The organism is Williamsia sp. z71 (assembly GCF_059553375.1).
Genome location: NZ_JCANWX010000002.1, coordinates 707,279 through 722,715, shown reverse-complemented (window position 1 = coordinate 722,715; position 15,437 = coordinate 707,279). Strand labels below are relative to the sequence as shown.

The following is a 15,437-nucleotide window of genomic DNA, read 5'->3' as shown; positions in this document are numbered from 1 at the left end:
CAAGGTGGTGCCGCCTAGAAATTCAACTGGGCGACACCACCTGCGGTAAAGGGTCAGTCGCCTCTCGGCGACTCAGTATGAGTAGTTGTCTCGAAAGGCCGCCAACCCGTGATCAGGTGGGGACCTAGGACTCCATCAGCTGACTCGATAGGCACCTCCTCGATCACTCGCGGGCCGCCACCCTGGCGGGCGACCAGTCTCTGCAAGATCCGTTTTAGCACTCTGATCCACTGACTGCAACATTTCCGCCAAGAGACGTGCAACACGCGAAAGCTGTTGCTGTACAGGACTAGTGGCCAGACAAGCTGAGCTAGATTCCGTACTCGGCGACCCGCTCGACGAACATCTGCCCCGCCGGGAACGTGATACCGCCGAAGTTGTCGAGTTGCAGTGTCAGGTGCATCGGCCGCGGCGGGAGCCGGTCGACATCGGAGCTGGTGGCCCAGTTCCTTCCGTCCAGGAAAACCTTGATGTGTTGTGGCGTCCACTCGACGGCCCAACTGTGCCACTGCGACGAGTTCACGATCGTGTGATGCTGCTCGAGCCCGTTTTGAGGACCGTAGTGCAGGAAGTAGCTGGCCGTCTGCCGCGTCCCGTCTGAGATCTCCATGAAGTCGACTTCGCCGCCCGCCGGCCAATCCTCCGCATCGGGCCACAGGAGTGCCGCTGCAGTCCACGCCGGACCGGCGATCGTCGACCGCGCACAGATTTCCCAGCGCCCGTATTTACGGCCGCCCCACTTCGGTGCCAGCCCACCGGAATTCCCGGCGGTGTCGGCGGTGATCACCAGACTTCCGCCGGACACACTGACCGCATCGGGGGTACGCCGCCCGTTGTTGTCGTGGCCCGGGCCGTCGTAGAGGGCCCACCGGTCCAGCGATGCGGCGCTGTCGAAGTCGTCGGCGTGCTCCGCGGCGCCCCATCCGTGTTGGGCGGCAGCGGTCGTCGTGCAAGATGGTGATTCCGACGAGCCCAGCGCCATGGCCGTCGGAGGTGTCACCGTGACCAGCCACAGGGGAATGAGTCCAGCGACCACTCCCGCCACGTGTCGAAGTGTGCGCACGCCAGCCATATCCGTCAGCCTCCAAGACTTTCCGAGAATCCCCCCGTGAGAAAGACATTACTTTTCGTTGCTCCCACCGGATCACCCCCGGTCCGTGTACAAGGAGGATCGACGATCGGCTAATGGGCGCGCTCCACACCCGGATGGGACGCCAGGTACGCCTCGAAGCACTGTGCGGACGTATGGGCCGGGGTGTATCCGAATACGTCTTTCAATCTGCCGTTGGCCAACACCGGGCGATAGCGAAGAAAGCGGACCTGGGCCGGCCCGTGCGGGGTCAGGCGCAGTGCGCGAGCGACCCAGAGACCGGCCGCCAGCACCGGCGCCGGAAGGGTCAACCGCGGCTTGCCGAGTCGCGCGGCGATCTGCGCAACAGTCAGCGCACCGTCACCGGCAACGTTGTAGATACCGGCCGGGCCATCGGTAGCTGCCCGGACCATCGCGCGGGCCACGTCGTCGACCCAGACGAAGACGAACGGTGAATCCGAACCCCGCACGGCCAGAATGCGTTTCCCATCCCACAGTGACGTGATCTGGTTGGCGACGTCGGGACCCAGGATGGTGCCGATCCGGAACACGACCTGTTCGAGTTCGGGGTGGGAGACGCGGGACTGCGCCAACATCTCCTCGACGATCCGTTTGTGCTTGGAATACGGGAACTCGTCGTTGCCGCGCACCGGCGTGTCCTCACTGATCCAGGCCGGACTGTCCGCGTGATAGCCGTATGCCGCCCCCGAACTCGACACCACGATGCGCCGAACCCCCGCCGCCTGGCAGGCGCGCACCACGTTTTGGCTGCCGATCACATCCACGCGGTACTCGAGCTCGGTGTCCCGGCCCGGATTGACGATGGCAGCGAGATGGACCACGACGTCGATCTCGTGTTCACGCAAGAGCGGTTCGATCGTCGCGGCGTCGGTGACATCGCAGAGGACGTCGAGCACGCCGGGCCGTGGATGGTCCGGGATCCGAAGGTCGCCGGCGACCACCAACTCGACGTCATCGCGGGCCACCAGCTCACGCACCACCACCGATCCGAGAAAGCCGGCTCCACCGGTCACCAGAACACGCGTCATCACGACACCCCCCGATCAGTTGGGTCACCGTCGACCGAGAGTCCCCGGCTCCGCTGTTCCCTTGCGGACCGTCCGGTGGCATCCCCCTTGTCCGAACCGGTTTTACGCCGAGTGTGTCGTCCCCACAGCGTCGCCAGGATCAGACCCGCGATGATGTCCCACACGCCCCACCATCCGGCCACCACGGCCATGCCGCCCAGACCGTCGAAGAAGGTCATCACCAGGCCCAGCCCGAGACCGGCGTTGCGGATCCCAACCTCGAACGTCATCGCCTTGCGCTCACGGGTTCCCAACCCACCGACCGCGGCGGTACTCCAGCCGATGGCCAGCGCCACCGCATCATGGATCGCCACGACGACGAGGATGATGCCCAGATGTGCGACGAAGACATTCCAGTTGCCGAGCAGTGCGGCCACGATGAAGCCGACCAAGGCCAGCAGGCCAACCCATTTCACGAAAGGTTGCACCCGATCCGCGATCCGCGGATAGGCGGCGCGCAGGGTCAGTCCCACCGCAAAGGGCACTCCGATCACCAGCGCGATCTCGACCAGCATCTTGACCGGCTCGAGACGCACGTCGGTCAGCAGGTCACTGGCCTCGGGGTGCAGTGACCCCCAGAACGAAATGCTCAGCGGCATCGCGGCGATGTAGATCAGGTTGCTGACCGCCGTCATCGACACCGACAGCGCCACATTGCCTCCGGCGCGATGGGTGAGGACTTGAGAGATGTTGCCCGGTGGGCAGCAGGCCACCAACAACATACCCAATGCCATCGACGCGGTCACCGGCAAGATCAGCGTGAGCACAAACGTGATCGCCGGCAGCACCAGCAATTGGGCGGCGATCGCGATCACAAACGGTCGAGGATGAGTGGCGACGACCCGGAAGTCCTTCGGTGCGGTATCCAGCGCGATGCCGAGCATGATGAATGCCAGCACCACGCTCAGCAACGTCAGTGAACCCTGCGAGAAGTTGACGGTGACCTCGTCGATCTCGGCGGCCACGGCGGTCATCGCCTGTCCCCCAGGCCCGCTGCGAGATTCGCGGTGGCTTCCCGCACCGCACTGCGGTACGCGTCCTTGTTGACGTAATAGGCCATCCGGGCCAGTCCGAGATACCGGTAGCCCGCAGTGAGATCGGGCCATTCCTGCTCGCGGACGCGGCGCCTGAAAGCCTCGGCGCTGCCCGGATCGTGTTCGACCGCGTGGAGATAGGCCGCGATCAGCTCGGCCTGCTCGTACCGTCCCTGCCAGCCCAGCCCGGACGCCTCGACCATGCCCATCACGAACAGGCCGGACACTGCCGGCGGGAAGATGTTGAGGAACAGTTCCGGGGCATCCCCGGTCCAATTGAGCTCGCTGCGGTCGACAAACGGGTAGTCGAGCCGGTAGCCGGTGGCCAGCAGGACCAGGTCATAGTCGGCGCTGCGGCCGTCACGGAAATGCACTGTGCTGCCGTCGAACCGGTCGACGTCGGCACGAATACCCAGGTCGCCCTGGCCGAGATGCTGCAGGATCTGTGTGTTCACCACCGGATGGGACTCGTAGATCTTGTAATCCGGCTCGGGAAAACCGAACTTCACCGGATCGCCGGTGAACAGCTTCAGGAGCCGCGCGTCGATGAACTGTTTGATCGGGCGGGGCATCGGCTTGCCCTGGTTGAGGGTGTCCGACGGACGGCCGAACAGATACCGCGGCACGAAGTAGTAACCGCGCCGCACACTCATGTCGACGGCAGCCGCGTGATGCACTGCGTCGACGGCGATGTCGCAACCGGAGTTGCCCGCACCGATCACCAGCACCCGCTTGCCGGACAGCTGCGAACCGCGTTTGTACTGGCTCGTGTGCATGACCTCACCGGTGAATGTGCCCGGAAACTTCGGCACATTCGGTTCGGCCAAGGTGCCGTTGGCCGCGATGACGCCATCGAAGAGTTCGGTTCGACCGCCGCCGGGTCCGGTGATCGTCACCGCCCACCGGCCGTCGGCCGGTTCGGCGCGTTCGACCCTGGTGTCGAACTCATAGGAATCGGCGAGACCGAAGGTGTGCGCGTAGTCCTCGAAGTAGCGCTGCAACACACGGTGGCCCGGATAGTCGACATCACACTCCATCGGGAACTCGGTGAACTCGGTGGTGGTTCGCGAGGAGATCAGGTGTGCCGACTCGTAAACGGTGCTTCGCGGGTTGTCGATGTCCCACAACCCGCCCACCCCGGAGGCGGCTTCAAAGCCGGTGAACGCGATCCCGGCCGATTGCAGCGCCCGCGCCGCCGCGAGCCCACTGGGTCCGGCGCCGATGATGGCGTACCTCTTGTTCACACACTCACCCAACTGTTCAGCGGTCGACGGCGGCTCAGGAGTCGGCCGCGCCCTGCGATGATCGCGATGCCAAATTGTGCACCATCGAGGGGGTCCGGCGCCGCTGAGCGCTCACCTGCCCCTGAAAAAGGCCGCGACCTCTACTGTTGGCCGCGTGAACAGGACCGATCGCCAGAAGTACACCCCGGGCGGGAATCCCTCAGGCTCCGACACTCGATTGGTACCGCGAGTGCGTCGATGCGATCCTCGGACGCCTCACCTCGGAAACCAACGCACGAATTGCCGTGCTGGAGATACCGATACTCGGGGAGGATCGTGCCAGCGCGATCAACAAACATGTCGACACCTACAACGCGGCGATCCACGAGATGGCGAGCGCCCGTGGCCTGACATGCCTGCCGATACACCGACGCCTCGTCGAACTGTTGCCCGAAGACCACAATCCGCCGCCATACGAAGGAAAGACCGGTCCGATCATCAGGGCCACCCTGAGCCACCGACTCCTACGGCGTTCGTGGGATGCGGTGTCCGCGCGAAACGGCCTGGTGCTCTTGACCGACCAGATCCATCTCAACGACAGAGCGGCGACCGTTGTTGCCCATTCCGTCGCAGAGTTCCTGGACACACTCCACTGATCCCGGCCGGGGCGTCAGTGGTCAGCCGGCGGCGACTTCCACCGCGGTGACATCTGCATCGACTGTCGGAGCGCTGCCCATCGCGGCACCTCCGTCGACGATGAACTCCGAACCGGTGGAGTAGGTGGCCTCGGTGATCACGAATCGGATCATCGCGGCCACCTCGGCAGGTAGGCCGAACCGGGGTATGGGCTGTCCTGCGGCCGTCGACTCGTCCATGCCGTCGACCATCGGGGTGGCGATGGGTCCGGGATGTACTGAGCAGACCCGGATTCCGCCGTCGCTGAGATCGAGTGCGGCAGATTTGGTCATGCCGCGCAGACCCCATTTGCTGGCAACGTAACCGGCCAGATTCTGATACCCCATGAGTCCGGCGGTCGACGAGACATTCACGATGACACCACCGCCACCCTTGCGCAAAAAGGGTGCCGCGTAGTGCATTCCGAGGTACGGGCCGACGAGGTTGATGTCGAGGATCCGCCTGAAGCGGTCCGGATCGAACTCCTCGATGTTCCCGAAATCCACGATCCCGGCATTGTTCACCAGCGCATGGAGCGTGCCGAAGCGCTCTGCACTCCGAGTCAGGACATCACGCCAGTTCTCTGCATCGGTGACATCGAGGTGTTCGTAGCAGGCGGTGGGTCCGATGGATGCGGCGACCGCCGCACCCTCGTCGTCGAGGACGTCAGTGACGACGACGTTCATTCCCACGGCGCTCAAGGCGCGGACGGTGGCCTCACCGATACCGCGTGCTCCGCCGGTGACCAAGGCTGTCTTACCGTTGTATTGGCTCATCGTCTTCCCTTTTCGACTGGTGTTCAGGTGAATGCAGAACCGAAATGTGTGCCCAGGCGTGGCGACGGGCGACGGCCACGTCACTATGCAGTCTAAGAGGTCGAAGCCGTGGGAGCGACAGATAGAGATCCCGGTGACCACGGCCTTTCGTCCTGCTCTCCCCTGCTTGCCGCGCGGTGGTTACCCTCGAATCATGGCTGCAATCCCGAATTCCGCAACAGGCACGAACACAGTGTTGGCCGGCCTCGAGAACACCTTTGCCGACGAGCTGGGCGACCTGGCCGTGCCGTGGCAGGGCGCCGCGGCACCTGATCCCACGTTGCTCGTCCTGAACGAGCAACTCGCGGCGTCGCTGGGGTTGGATGTGGCGGCTCTGCGCAGTGAAGACGGGGTCGGCGTGTTGTCCGGATCAACAGCGCCTGCCGGAGCCAAGCCGGTGGCGATGGCCTATGCCGGCCATCAATTCGGCGGATACACACCGCTGCTCGGGGACGGTCGGGCCCTGTTGCTCGGCGAGTTGACGAGCAGTGACGGTCATCGAGTGGATGTGCATCTCAAAGGCTCAGGGCCGACGCCGTTCTCCCGGGGCGGCGACGGGTTTGCCGTTGTCGGTCCGATGTTGCGCGAATATCTGGTCAGCGAAGCCATGTACGCGCTCGGTGTCCCCACCACGCGCGCGCTCGCGGTGGTCGCAACGGGTCAGCACGTTCGGCGAACCGGTGCCGAACCCGGCGCGGTGCTCGCCCGCGTCGCGGCCAGTCACCTGCGGGTGGGCACCTTCGAGTATGCGGTCCGCCGCGGCGAGATCGTGCAGCAACTCGCCGACTACGCCATCGCCCGCCATTACCCGGACCTGACCGAATTGCCGTCCAGCAGTCGTTATCTGAAGTTCTTCGAGGCGGTGGTCGAGGCACAGGCATCATTGGTGGCGCAATGGATGCTCGTCGGTTTCGTCCACGGGGTGATGAACACGGACAACACGACCATTTCGGGAGAAACCATCGACTACGGACCCTGTGCCTTCATCGATGCGTTCGACCCGGCCGCGGTGTTCAGTTCGATCGACCACGGTGGCCGCTACGCGTTCGGCAACCAGCCCGCTGTCCTGAAGTGGAATCTGGCACGTTTGGCCGAAACATTGCTGACTCTGGTCGATTCCACGCCGGATGACGCGATCTCCGCGGTGTCGGCGGTTCTCGACACCTTCGACGAGCGCTACCACGGTCACTTCGCGGCGGGCATGGCAGCAAAGCTCGGCTTGGCCGGTACACCAGTCGACCAAGCACTGATCGACGACCTGCCGGCACTGATGAACCAACACGGCACCGATTGGACGGGGACCTTCCGCGCGCTCGCCGACGAACTACGCGGAAACCCTTCGGCTCTCGACAATCTCGTGCCGCGCGAGCAGACCGGGCCATGGCTGGAACGCTGGCGCGCCGCGTTGACGGAACAAGGCCGCGACCCGGCCGACACCGCGGACACGATGGATCGCGTCAATCCGCTGTACATCCCACGCAACCATCACCTCGATGCCGCTCTGCGCGCGGCCACCGACGGCGACCTTGGGCCGTTCGAGAAGCTCTTGGACGTCGTCACACATCCGTTCGACCGCCGCGACGAGTGGTCCGACTACGCCACCCCCGCTCCCGGGGATTTCGGTCGGTCATTCCAAACCTTTTGCGGTACTTGACCAATTGACCGAGCCACTGTGGAGAGTTTCTCCGCCACGGACCTACGCGTCGTCGCCGGACCCGCCTGATGACTGCCGGCGCTCGCGCAGTTGGGCCAATCGGTTCAGACGTTCCCGGATGTGCCGCTCGTAACCGTGATCTGTGGGTGCATAGAACGTTTTCCGGTCCATCCCGTCCGGAAAGTAGTTCGCGCCGGAGAATCCGTCGGCGGCGTCCGGGTCGTACTCGTATTCCTTGCCGTAGCCGAGATTCTTCATCAGCTTGGTCGGCGCGTTGAGGATGTTGAGAGGCGGGGCGAGAGAACCCGTCTGCTTCGCCGCCTTGGTGGCTGAACCGAAACCCCGGTAGACGGCGATGGACTTCGGTGCGGTCGCCAAATAGACCACAGCCTGCGCGATCGCGAGTTCTCCCTCCGGAGAACCCAAGCGTTCGTACACATCCCATGCCGCCAGCGCCTGGTGGACCGCCTGCGGATCGGCGATGCCGATGTCTTCGTTCGCGAACCGGACAAGACGTCGGGCGATGTAGAGCGGGTCTTCACCGCCGTCGAGCATGCGGGCGAACCAGTACAACGCGGCGTCGGGGTCGGAACCACGCATCGACTTGTGCAGGGCCGAAATCAGGTTGTAGTGACCTTCCTGCGACTTGTCATACAGCGGAGCCCGCTTTTGCACCACTGCGGCCAACGCGGCGGTGTCCAGGGGCTGCGCCGCATCCGGGAGTGCGAGGAGTTGTTCGCACATGTTGAGCAGGTAGCGGCCGTCACCGTCGGCCAACGCAAGCAGTGCGGTGCGGGCCGCGGCGTCGACCGGTAGCGCTCTGCCGACGAGCTGCTCGGCGCGACTGACGAGCGCCTCGAGAGCTTGCTCATCGAGTCGCCTGAGGACAAAGACCTGGCATCGCGACAGGAGCGCGCCGTTCAGTTCGAAACTGGGGTTCTCGGTGGTCGCGCCGACGAGCACGATGGTGCCGTCCTCGACATACGGCAGAAAGCTGTCCTGCTGGGCCCGGTTGAATCGGTGGATCTCGTCGACGAACAGCAGCGTTCCCTGTCCGACCTCTCGCCGCTTTTGTGCCGCCAGGAACACCTTGCGCAGATCCGCGACACCGGAGAACGTTGCCGACAACGGCTCGAACACCAGGTCTGTCTGCTCCGCCAAGAGCCGGGCAATTGTTGTCTTGCCACATCCTGGCGGACCCCACAGGATGAGCGAGACCAGCCGCTGCTGGGCGACCATCCGCCCGATCGGCGCGTCCGGCGCGAGGAGATGGTCTTGGCCGACAACGTCTTCGAGCGCCCTCGGCCTGAGCCTGTCGGCGAGCGGTCGGGAGGTATCGTCCACCTCGAACAATGACGGCGGGTCCTGCTCCATGCCATAACCTCGTTCCTGATCAACCCTCAACGGTGCCACGGCAACGGGCGGTCCACAACAACGAAGGTGGCGGGCGGTATGGCGATCACCTCGGCGACATTGACTTCAACTTCAGTTGAGGTTCTAGGTTGGCCACATGCCTCAACCGAACGCAACTGCCCTCAAAGAAATTCACGCGATTGTCAACGACGTACAGGAAGGTTTCAACAACAACGACGCAGCGTTGATGAATGCGCATATCGCCGATGACGCCGTGGTGGTGAACGCCCGTGGCACGGTGCTCTCCGGACGCCCGGCCATCATGGAGTCGACCGAAGCGGGCCTGGCCGCCGGCTTCCTGAAGGACGCCACCGCCTATTACGAACTCACCGACGTCGTGGCCTTGTCCCCCGATGTCATCACGGCCCGCAAGAACGCGTGGGCCACGCCGAAGGAGGCGCAGGATGGTGATCCGCCGGAGATGAATGCTCTCTACGTGTTCGTTCGGCGAGCAGATCGGTGGCTGATCTGGCGACGGCAGAACACCATTGTCGCGTGAGTCGAGATCCTGGGCAGGGCGCGTTTAAGTGAAAGGTCGGGCTGGTACTCGGCGAGAGCAACGATCAGGAGGAACCCGATGACCTGGGAATTGACCAGATCCACTGAGCTCGCGGACGGTGTGGTGCGCTGGGACACCTTCGGAGAAGGCCCACCGATTGTGCTCGTCCATGGCACGCCGTACTCGTCATACCTGTGGCGCGACGTGGCGGTTGCACTCGCCCGACATGGTCGAGAGGTGTACGTTTTCGATCACCTCGGCTACGGCCGATCCGACAAACACGAGGGCCAGGACCTCACCCTCGCCGCGCAGGGCCGCAACTTCGCAGAATTGCTACGGCGGTGGAATCTGCACCGCCCCAGCGTCGTTGCCTGCGACATCGGCGGCGCGATTGCGCTACGGGCATTACTTCTCGAACAGGCCTCCTACTCTGATCTGATCCTCTTCGATGCCGTAACCGGAGGCACGTGGGAGCGCGGGCTTTTCGCGCTGATCCGCGAACACCACGATGTCTTCGAACAACTCCCGGCGTACGCCCACGAGGCACTGGTGGCCGCGCACCTGCGCAACGGGACGCGTCAGGGTTATCGCCCGGGTGTCCTCGAAACATATCTGGAGCCATGGCGCGGCCCCGACGGACAAGCCGCCTACTACCGGCAATACCGTCAACTGAGCCAGGATGACACCGCTGACTACGAACACCTGCTCGGCGCCGTCGACATCCCGGTCACGTTACTGTGGGGCCGCGATGACCAGATCCTGCCTGCGGAATACGGGCATTGGATCGAGGAGCGAATCCCCAACCAGGGACTGACTTGGTTCGACGACGCCGGGCACCTACTGCCGGAAGACGCACCGGCTCAACTGATCGAGCGCTTGACTCACGTTCTGGGCACACACATGGCCGAGGAGCGATGATGTCGGTTGCCCGCGGCGGCTCGATCACCACCCCCATCTGAGAACAGGGCTCCATGAACACTTCCAAACCAGGCGTCCGGTCAACGGCCATGTGGTTTGTCTGCGGTATCTTGCTCGTCTTCAGTATCGCGGCGCTGACCATCGCCTGTTCAGTACCGCCGAACGAGCCTTCACCGACTTCAGAACCGCCACCGGCAGCATTCGTTGACCGTTTGCCACTGTCAGACTGCGGACAGACGTGGGCTGACGGGCCTGACTTCACATTTGAAGAGCTATATCCCCGAAGTGCCATCGACTGCCTGATGAGCGGTCGAGTTGACGGCGGCGGCGAATTCAGCGTCACGATAATCACCACGGAGGGCGACCCCATCACGACCTACTATCGCGTCGCCGAAGAAACTCTGACTGTCGATATCTTCATCGACCGAACAAGCGACCAGTACAGCGGTGAGCCCGGTTGGACATCTCTGACTTGCCCGGTGAACACCCTGACCGCTGAGGCACTTCGCGCCTGCACCAGCAACATTTAGTGCCAACATCGCGAATGTCGGGAACGCTCCGGTTCGCACACCGCACCGAGAACGCGGTCACGCACTCGGTTCGAGTCCGTGACCGCGTTCTCGTCATTCGGTGTCAGACTCAGGCGTCACGGCGACGCATGGCCCACCAGCCCGATCCGAGAGCCGCAGCAGCCCAAACTGCGGTCACCAGCAGACCCAACCAGGGCCCCGGGGAACCGATCGGATTCTCGACGAGAACCTGACGCCCCGCTCGGTCGGGCAGATAATCGGCGACGCCGGCACTGCTGGTGACATTGCCGAGCATGAAGGACAGCAACAGTACAACCGGGATGAGGATTCCCAATGTCGCTGCGGTGCTGCGCAATAGGTTCGCTACCCCGAAAGCGAACAGCGCCATCAGGGTAAGGTAGATGGCGCACCCCATCATCGCGCGAAGCCCAGCGGGGTCGGTCCATTCCATTCGGCCGTCTCCGAGAAGTCCTTGTCCACCGAAGAAGCAGGCCACGGCCGTCGCAAGGCCGACCAGGAAGGTCAGTCCCGCAACGACAACCACACTGGACAGGTACATCACACTGCGGCGGGGCACGGCGACGAACCAGATCCTCGTCCCGTTGTTCTTGTATTGCGCGGCCGCGACGAGGGCGCCGAAGGTGATCGCGACGGCCTGACCGAAGTTGATGCCGAAGAACGAGGTGATCAGTGGGTCGAAATCTGGTTCAGCCGCTTCGTCTCGTCCGAAGGTTACGCTGCCGAGCAGCGAGAATCCGACGGTGACGACGAAGAGCAGTGCAAGTGCCCCTCCGAGTGACGGCAGGGTCCGGGTCTTGATCCATTCCGAGTGAAGCACGGGCGCATACGTCATGGCTTTGCCTCCTGGGTGGTCGTGCCGGATATGTGAGTGGCCGCGTCCGCGGTCAGAGCCAGGTAGGCCTGTTCGAGCGACGCGTGTTCTTCGGCCAGTTCGAGCACAGGTATGCCCGCCTCCACCAGTAGCGGTCCGACGTCCTCGATCCGGGCACCGCGAATCATCCAGAGACCCCCCTCGACTTCGACGGTCGTGAAACCGGAACGAGCGAGCGCCTCCTGTGGATACAGGCCTACCGGGGTACGTAGGCGCACATGCGGTTCGGCATGCGCGCGAACGAAATCGTCGACGCCGGTGTCGGCCAAGAGCCGGCCTTTGCCGACTACCAGCAGATGATCAGCGAAGGCGGCAGTCTCACTCATCAGATGGCTGGAAACCAGAATGGTTCGCCCCTCGCGAGCCAGCCGCTGCAGCGCCTCGCGAATCCAGATGATCCCCTCCGGATCCAGGCCATTCGACGGTTCGTCGAGGATCAGCACTCGCGGGTCGCCGAGCAGCGCCGCGGCGACCCCGAGACGCTGACGCATGCCGAGCGAGAAACCCGAGACGCGTCGCCCCGCGTCCGCAGTCAGGCCCACCTCTTCAAGTACAGCTTCGACGCGGGCAGTGGGTAGCTGGTTGCTCGCAGCAAGCGCCAGTAGATGATTGCGCGCGGTGCGTTTCGGGTGGGCAGAAGAGTCATCGAGAAGCGCTCCCACGAGCGCCAAGGGCTTGTCTGCCGCGGCGAAAGGTGCGCCTCCGATCGTCGCGGTGCCGGACGTCGGCCTGTTGAGGCCGAGAATCATTCGCATGGTGGTGGATTTGCCTGCTCCGTTGGGACCGAGGAAACCGGTCACCACACCGGGTCGCACCGTGAATGTCACACGGTCGACCACCGGGGTCGATCCGTATACCTTCGTGAGCTCGTGAACTTCGATGGTGGTCATGACTTTCAGCCTCGTCGAGGCCGCCCTCGCGGTCTCCCCCCGCGGGCGGGACCGGCCTCCCCCGTTTCGGGGAGACAATTCGACCGCGGCTACTGGCACCATGAGGTCATGCTCCGCGCGATCAGCCGGTTGGTGATCCGCCCGGTCACCTACACCCGGGGCCTTCACCTGTGCGTGCCACTGGCATTTGCTGCGGTTTGGCTCTTCATCGACTTCGACCGGCCGTACATGCTCGCGCTCTTTGTCGTTCCGGTGGGTTTGATTCCGGGAATGCGCCTGGCGGAGGGCGTCCAGGCGCGCCTGTTCCTCACCCCCGGCGAGGGAGCCGATGGTGCTGAGCCGTCCATCAGCGCCGCGCCGTCGGCACGGTGGTCGGACCGCTGGCGCACAGTGCTCTGGCTCGAGGCGCGTCTGGCGCTCAGCGCCGCGCTGCTCGCCATTTGTGTCCCAATGATATTTCTGTGCGCGGATCTGATCGGCGCCGCCGCCGGAGCGCCGCCCAGTGCCGAAACCATTCTTCGGATCGAACAACCACACTGGCTGTACGCGTTGCTGATCCCACTGCCCCTCGCGGTGATCCTGGCAACGGTCATCGGCCTCGGAGAACTGGCCACCAGCCTGGCCCGCCGGTTGCTGGGGCCCTCGCCCGCGGAACGGCTGAAAGCACTGGAGGAACGCACCGATCTGCTCCTCGAACACAACCGACTGGCCCGCGAACTGCACGATTCAATCGGGCATGCCCTGACCGCGGCGGTGTTGCAGGCCGGGGCCGCCCGCACGGCCGATGATCCAGAGTTCACCGCTCGCGCGCTGCGCGCCATCGAAGAAACCGGACGCGCCGCGCTCGATGACCTCGACCGAGTCCTAGTGGTCCTCCGTGATTCCGGAGGGCCGGCTCAGCGTCCCACCCTCGCCGATTCAGAAAGTCTGGTGAAGTCCGCACGATCCGCTGGCGCCGACGTCGAGGCATCGGTCACCGGTTCGCTCGATCGCGTGCCGGGACCGCTGTCCAGGGAGGGCTACCGCATCCTCCAGGAATCGCTGACCAACGTATTGCGGCACGCCGGTCCCGGGCCTGTGCACATCGGGGTGCGCGTCGAAGACGCACAGCTAGAGCTCGAGATCACCAACACACTCCCCGTCGACGCTCGTTCCACCCGGCCCGGCAGCGGGTTGCGGGGTATCCACGAACGTGCGGAATTACTTGGTGGCCATGCCTTCACCGGTCGTGTCGATGACCACTGGCAGGTCTGCGTGACACTTCCTTTCGATGGACCACGGTGATCACCGATGCCGATCACCGTGCTGCTTGTCGACGACGAACCGCTCGCCCGTGCAGGTTTGCGGGCGATCCTCGATGCGCAACCGGATATCGAGGTCATCGGCGAAGCCGCTGATGGAGCCGCCGTCATTCCGCTGCTGCGGAAACTGCGGCCAACGGTGATCGCCATGGATGTGCGGATGCCACTCATGGACGGGATCGACACGACGCGCGCGATCCTTCGATCGGTACCGTCACCACCGAAGATCCTGATCGTGACAACATTCGAGAACGACGAGTACGTCTACCGGGCGTTACGGGCGGGCGCGGACGGATTCCTGCTCAAGCGAGCCCGCCCTGCCGAGATCGTCAACGCCGTACACACTGTCGCCGAAGGTGATTCGCTGCTCTACCCCGCCACCGTCCGGACACTGGCAGCAGGCCACGTAAACACTTCCGCCCGAGACCAACTCGAGGACGCCGCCCTCACCGAACGGGAGTCGGCCGTGCTGCGATTGATGACGCGCGGTCTGTCGAACGCGGAAATCGCCACGCATATGTTTGTCGGGGCCGAGACCGTCAAATCGCACGTCAGCGCGGTGCTGGCAAAGCTCGGGGTCCGCGACCGGACGCAAGCCGTCATCGTGGCCTACGAATCCGGTTTCGTCACAACAACCTGAGATGTCGCGGCACCCCAACCTGACGACCAATCCTTCTTCAACACTTGACTTCAATGTCGGTTGAAGTCCTAGGGTTCGACACATGCACCCGGAGACCGAGAACGACCCGCCGAACCCCGCCGATCTCAACGCAATTCGTCAGATCGTCAACGACGTACAGGAGGCATTCAACAACAACGACGCACCGCTGATGAATGCGCATGTCGCCGACGGCACGGTGTTGGTCATCTGAGTGGGTCCTGGTGCCATTTGTCAACCATTAGTTGACAATCGGGAACATCCTCAGGACACAGCGCGGAACTTGTTCGAGTACAACGCTTTCATTTCTTCTTCGAACTCGGAGACCGGACCGTCGACCGGTAGCTTCGGCGCGACGGTGTTGATGGGTAGACCCGCCACCGGTGACGATGAGGCACCCCACTCCTGCAACCACGACGACAATTGGGCCGACGACACCGCGTAGACGATGCGGCCCAGTCCCACCCAGGCATGCGCAGCAGCACACATCGGGCAGTGCTCGCCGGAGGTGTAGACGGTGGCGCTCGCGCGCTGCGCCGGCTCCATGTTGTCGACCGCCCACAACGCGATCGCGAGTTCGGGATGCCGAGTGTTGTTGCCGCCCTTTACCCGATTGCGATCTTCGAAGAGCACTTCCCCGGCATTGTCGACAAGCACCGAGCCAAAAGGTTCATCGCCGTCAGCCAAGGCCTCCCGCGCCAAATCGACACAACGCCGCAGATACGTCAGGTCCGCGTCAGAAATTCCCACAACCGCA

At 63.9% G+C, this 15,437-nt stretch carries 17 protein-coding genes; 8 read left to right on the top strand and 9 right to left on the bottom strand.

Translation table 11 applies throughout. The features are described from left to right. Positions 1 to 310: 310 nt before the first annotated feature. The 4 genes from AC51GR_RS07515 to AC51GR_RS07500 all read right to left on the bottom strand — a co-directional run bounded on the left by AC51GR_RS07515 (position 311) and on the right by AC51GR_RS07500 (position 4,456). Positions 311 to 1,045: a glycoside hydrolase family 16 protein gene (locus AC51GR_RS07515; RefSeq protein ID WP_496323962.1), complete on the bottom strand. Its 735-nt coding sequence runs from the start codon at positions 1,043 to 1,045 to the stop codon at positions 311 to 313. A 137-nt stretch (positions 1,046 to 1,182) separates the two neighbouring features. Further along, the gene (locus AC51GR_RS07510; RefSeq protein ID WP_496323961.1) at positions 1,183 to 2,139 is read right to left on the bottom strand and encodes an SDR family oxidoreductase; all 957 of its coding nucleotides are present in this window, start codon (positions 2,137 to 2,139) and stop codon (positions 1,183 to 1,185) included. After that, positions 2,139 to 3,152, bottom strand: coding sequence for a bile acid:sodium symporter family protein (locus AC51GR_RS07505; protein WP_496323960.1), 1,014 nt, complete (start codon positions 3,150 to 3,152; stop codon positions 2,139 to 2,141). Before AC51GR_RS07505 ends, AC51GR_RS07510 begins: the two co-directional genes overlap by 1 nt. Next, the gene (locus AC51GR_RS07500) at positions 3,149 to 4,456 is read right to left on the bottom strand and encodes a flavin-containing monooxygenase (protein WP_496323959.1); all 1,308 of its coding nucleotides are present in this window, start codon (positions 4,454 to 4,456) and stop codon (positions 3,149 to 3,151) included. Before AC51GR_RS07500 ends, AC51GR_RS07505 begins: the two co-directional genes overlap by 4 nt. Positions 4,457 to 4,740: 284 nt before the next feature. Between AC51GR_RS07500 and AC51GR_RS07495 the strand changes: the two genes are divergently transcribed. Then, positions 4,741 to 5,091, top strand: a complete 351-nt coding sequence (locus tag AC51GR_RS07495) for a hypothetical protein (protein WP_496323958.1) — start codon at positions 4,741 to 4,743, stop codon at positions 5,089 to 5,091. A 21-nt stretch (positions 5,092 to 5,112) separates the two neighbouring features. On the opposite strand, the gene AC51GR_RS07490 is transcribed toward AC51GR_RS07495, so the two are convergent. Then, positions 5,113 to 5,886: an SDR family NAD(P)-dependent oxidoreductase gene (locus AC51GR_RS07490; protein WP_496323957.1), complete on the bottom strand. Its 774-nt coding sequence runs from the start codon at positions 5,884 to 5,886 to the stop codon at positions 5,113 to 5,115. A gap of 193 nt (positions 5,887 to 6,079) precedes the next feature. Between AC51GR_RS07490 and AC51GR_RS07485 the strand changes: the two genes are divergently transcribed. Then, entirely contained in the window at positions 6,080 to 7,579 is a 1,500-nt protein-coding gene (locus AC51GR_RS07485; RefSeq protein WP_496323956.1) for a protein adenylyltransferase SelO, read from the top strand. A 42-nt stretch (positions 7,580 to 7,621) separates the two neighbouring features. On the opposite strand, the gene AC51GR_RS07480 is transcribed toward AC51GR_RS07485, so the two are convergent. Next, positions 7,622 to 8,953: a replication-associated recombination protein A gene (locus tag AC51GR_RS07480; RefSeq protein ID WP_496323955.1), complete on the bottom strand. Its 1,332-nt coding sequence runs from the start codon at positions 8,951 to 8,953 to the stop codon at positions 7,622 to 7,624. Between the two features lie 136 nt (positions 8,954 to 9,089). Between AC51GR_RS07480 and AC51GR_RS07475 the strand changes: the two genes are divergently transcribed. The 3 genes from AC51GR_RS07475 (at position 9,090) to AC51GR_RS07465 (ending at position 10,939) form a co-directional block, all read left to right on the top strand. Further along, positions 9,090 to 9,491 carry a YybH family protein gene (locus tag AC51GR_RS07475; protein ID WP_496323954.1) on the top strand — a complete coding sequence of 134 codons (402 nt, stop codon included), beginning with the start codon at positions 9,090 to 9,092 and terminating at the stop codon, positions 9,489 to 9,491. Positions 9,492 to 9,569: 78 nt separating this feature from the next. Continuing rightward, a complete protein-coding gene (locus AC51GR_RS07470; protein ID WP_496323953.1) occupies positions 9,570 to 10,409 on the top strand; it encodes an alpha/beta fold hydrolase in 840 nt (279 codons plus the stop codon). Between the two features lie 53 nt (positions 10,410 to 10,462). Beyond that, positions 10,463 to 10,939: a hypothetical protein gene (locus AC51GR_RS07465; RefSeq protein ID WP_496323952.1), complete on the top strand. Its 477-nt coding sequence runs from the start codon at positions 10,463 to 10,465 to the stop codon at positions 10,937 to 10,939. Between the two features lie 109 nt (positions 10,940 to 11,048). Here AC51GR_RS07465 and AC51GR_RS07460 read toward each other — a convergent pair whose 3' ends face one another. Beyond that, positions 11,049 to 11,792 (bottom strand): ABC-2 transporter permease family protein, encoded by a 744-nt coding sequence (locus AC51GR_RS07460; RefSeq protein ID WP_496323951.1) that lies wholly within the window; start codon positions 11,790 to 11,792, stop codon positions 11,049 to 11,051. Continuing rightward, complete coding sequence (locus tag AC51GR_RS07455) at positions 11,789 to 12,721, bottom strand: ABC transporter ATP-binding protein (protein ID WP_496323950.1); 933 nt, start codon at positions 12,719 to 12,721, stop codon at positions 11,789 to 11,791. The genes AC51GR_RS07460 and AC51GR_RS07455 overlap by 4 nt, the downstream gene beginning before the upstream one ends. Positions 12,722 to 12,829: 108 nt before the next feature. On the opposite strand from AC51GR_RS07455, the gene AC51GR_RS07450 reads away from it, so the two are divergent. The 3 genes from AC51GR_RS07450 (at position 12,830) to AC51GR_RS07440 (ending at position 14,894) form a co-directional block, all read left to right on the top strand. Further along, positions 12,830 to 14,005, top strand: a complete 1,176-nt coding sequence (locus AC51GR_RS07450; protein WP_496323949.1) for a sensor histidine kinase — start codon at positions 12,830 to 12,832, stop codon at positions 14,003 to 14,005. Between the two features lie 6 nt (positions 14,006 to 14,011). After that, positions 14,012 to 14,662, top strand: a complete 651-nt coding sequence (locus AC51GR_RS07445) for a response regulator (RefSeq protein WP_496323948.1) — start codon at positions 14,012 to 14,014, stop codon at positions 14,660 to 14,662. A gap of 82 nt (positions 14,663 to 14,744) precedes the next feature. Next, the gene (locus AC51GR_RS07440; protein ID WP_496323947.1) at positions 14,745 to 14,894 is read left to right on the top strand and encodes a hypothetical protein; all 150 of its coding nucleotides are present in this window, start codon (positions 14,745 to 14,747) and stop codon (positions 14,892 to 14,894) included. A gap of 50 nt (positions 14,895 to 14,944) precedes the next feature. On the opposite strand, the gene AC51GR_RS07435 is transcribed toward AC51GR_RS07440, so the two are convergent. Continuing rightward, positions 14,945 to 15,430, bottom strand: a complete 486-nt coding sequence (locus tag AC51GR_RS07435) for a nucleoside deaminase (RefSeq protein WP_496323946.1) — start codon at positions 15,428 to 15,430, stop codon at positions 14,945 to 14,947. Positions 15,431 to 15,437 lie beyond the last annotated feature (7 nt).